This window comes from Pseudomonadota bacterium, assembly GCA_030859565.1.
Lineage (GTDB): Bacteria > Pseudomonadota > Gammaproteobacteria > JACCXJ01 > JACCXJ01 > USCg-Taylor.
This window is the reverse complement of record JALZJW010000252.1, coordinates 1-2,975: the sequence shown is the minus strand read 5'-3', so window position 1 is coordinate 2,975 and position 2,975 is coordinate 1. Positions and strand designations below refer to the sequence as shown.

Below are 2,975 nucleotides of genomic sequence, written 5' to 3'. Positions count from 1 at the left end.
CCGGCACGTCCCGACTCGCAGGCGCTAAGGGTTACGAGGGCAGCTTTCAAGTTCAGGCGCATGGCGTCGGCGGCCGTAAGCCAGCCATCGTGTAGCTTCAACGCCGAAAACATCGGATTGTCGGTGCGGAACAGCCCATGGCACGCCAGATGGAGCACGCTTCGGTCCTGCGCTCTGGTGTGAAGCGCGGACAGGGTAGCCCGTTCATCCTTACGTAGCTCGGCATCGGTAAAGTGGCGCGCGACGGCGTGGGCTTCGCCGGTTACGGCCGGTATCAGCGGATCTGCCACGCTCATCACCAAAGCGTTCTCTAGAGAACGCGACGCTCTGTCCTGGCAGAGTGCGTAGACCCTCGCGCTGGGAGCATACGAGATCTCGAACCGCTCCAGCAAGTACAGCCGCCCGTCGAAAAGGGCCTGGAACGGCACCTGGTGCAGGGGCCCATGGGGCACGATTGCAAGCTTTCGCGCGGCGCCTGTGTCGTCAGCCGAAGCGTCGGTTACCTCATCCAAGATGTTCTCGACCGGCTCTACAAGTTGGCGGTACAACTCAACAAGGATGCGCTGCGTCGAACGTTCGAGAAGCCGCATGTTCCGGCCGGCGAACTCACTCCCCGCGCAGAACCGGTACCACTGCGCGTTTAGCTTATGTAACAGCTGCTGTACCTGCGTGACCGACCCGAGATGTCGCACGACTCGGATATGCGCCTGCGAACCGATGAACGCCATGACCTCGTCACCGATGACGTGGTAGGCCAGCAGCGTGACGTCTTGTGGGACCTGCTCCCGGATGTCCTCGAGCGCCAAGGGGTCAGCGAACGGATCCCGTACCTCCGAGACGACCTCGACCTGCAGTCGCAGGCGGCTGATCTCTTGCTCCAGATCGGTGGCCCGCGCTTGCAGATCCGAATGTGAAGTACCGTCATCTCTACCATTGGCGCCGAGTAATCGGTTGTAGACGGCGTTGAGGTCGGCTTGCAGACCCTGCAGTCGATCCCCCAGTTCGGAATCCGCCGACGTTTTCGGTCCCTCTTCCGATACGCCGGCCAGCAGATCCACCAATGCGCGGGATTTGGCCCGCTCGGCGACGGCAAAAGCGCGCCAAACGTTCTCTCTATCTTCCCGAGCGAGATACAGCTGCAAGAGATCTTCGTAAGTGGCGGTCTTGTCCCGCAAAAAGGAGGCGCGCATCGCGTCCTGGGTAACGGTGCCACGCAGGCGTTCGAGCTCGTCTATCGCCGTCTCGAGCAGGTCCTGTGCCTCGTCGTCGCGTCCTTGCAGCAAGCGCAAACGACCGAGCCGCTCGTTCAGCCGGTAGTGCAGCTGCGGCAATGCCAGTCGGTCGGCCAGCCGCCGCGCCTCCTGGAGATGTTGTTCAACCGCGGTCACGTTCGGCAGGAGCAGGTCGGCAAGGCGCAGATGAGCATAAAGCAGCTGCACCGGCCAGTCGTTTCCGGAAACAAGATCCAGCGCCCCGTACGCCGTTGCCAAGGCGGTCGCCTGCTCTCCACGGGCCGCAAGCAATGACGCACGTTCCAGCATGACGCCGGAGAGCAGCGGTGCGTTACCGGCTTCGTTAAACAGAGTCGCGGCTTCGTCCAGCGTTTCCTCGGCCTGCTCGAATTGTGAATGGGCGATCAGCGCCGAACCCGCACCCCACAGCACCAGTGCCCTGTCATGGGTCATTCCCGCCTCGCTCAGTAGACCATCTGCCTCCCGGTAGGTCGCCAATGCCTCGGAATAAAGGTTGAGAGACAAATATGCATCAGCCGTATCACGCAGGAGAAGATATTTGTCCGCTCGTGCATCGAGGGACTCAAGAATGGGACGTGTCTGCTCGAACGCATCCAGGCTGCGCTTGTAGTTGCCGAGCTGCAGATGGGCCTGCCCAATGTTAGCGAGGGCTTTGGCATACGTGAAGCTGAGACCAGCCTTCTCGAATATGGCAGCGGCAGCCTCGTGAGCGGCTAATGCCTCATCGCCCTTGCCGAGGTACAAGAAAATGGCACCCCGATTGGTGCTGACCTCGCCGATGCTCTCGATCATACCGAGTGCGCGATATCGTTTCTCGGCCACCGCGTACGCGTGGAGGGCTTCTTCGTATCTACCCATATACTCTAAGCAGCCACCGCGGTTGTGATGTACGAGTGCGGTCAGCAAGTCTACCTGGCGTTGCGTCGGTTCTACCTCAAACGCACCGTTGCCACCCAAAGTATTCAAGACGAACTGACCGGTTTCGAGAGTCTCTTGATAACGTCCCAACTCAAGGAGCGCGGCCATCTTTCCAACGTTGGTGCGTAAGGCCTCCAGATTCATCCCGAGAGCAACGTATCCATCGTGAGCTGCCTCAGTAAGACGGAGGTACGCGTCGAACTCTCCGTGTATACCGTGTATCTGGGCTTGGGCGTAGTCCGCACGCGGCACGACGGCGGGGGCATGTGCCTTATCCGCCATCTCGGCGCAACGTTTGATCAGGTTCTGAGCTTTGCTTGGATCGCTGTTAACCAGCTCGTCCGCGACATCGAGCAACCGGTTCAGGCCATGCTCCTCCAGCAATCCCGCGGCCAGAAGAAAGGAGACTTGTTGCTCGAGCGTCGGCAGGGACAGCAGGTAGTCTACGATCTCGGGAGTAACCTTGTCGCCGAAGGGGAAGCGCACGGCTAGGGGCTGAGTTCGACGGAAGAGATCAGGATCTCGACTCGCTCACCGCTCACCAGGATCTGGTACGCGCCTGATGGCACTGCGACGAAGGCGAACTCGCCCAGCTCGTCGGTTGTGGATAGGCCCACCTCGTCGGTGCCACTCAAGAGCTGGACGCTAAAGGACGCGGGGTCCTCATCGTCGGCGGGGAAGACCTGGCCGTCGATATCCAGGTGTCCGTTGCGGTGGCGCGGCCTGAAGTTCAGGGCTATGTCGGCCGCGTCCGTGGTGTAGACGAGCTGCTTTTGCTCCTCCTGCCCGCCCCCGGACCGCGTA

General features: G+C 61.0%; 2 protein-coding genes. Both read right to left on the bottom strand.

Annotation, left to right across the window (positions count from 1 at the left end; translation table 11 throughout):
- The coding region (locus M3436_20325) for a CHAT domain-containing protein (protein ID MDQ3566318.1) at positions 1–2,657 on the bottom strand (2,657 nt) is incomplete at its 3' end.
- A 2-nt stretch (positions 2,658–2,659) separates the two neighbouring features.
- A partial coding sequence (locus M3436_20320; protein ID MDQ3566317.1) for a hypothetical protein occupies positions 2,660–2,975 on the bottom strand: 316 nt, incomplete at its 5' end.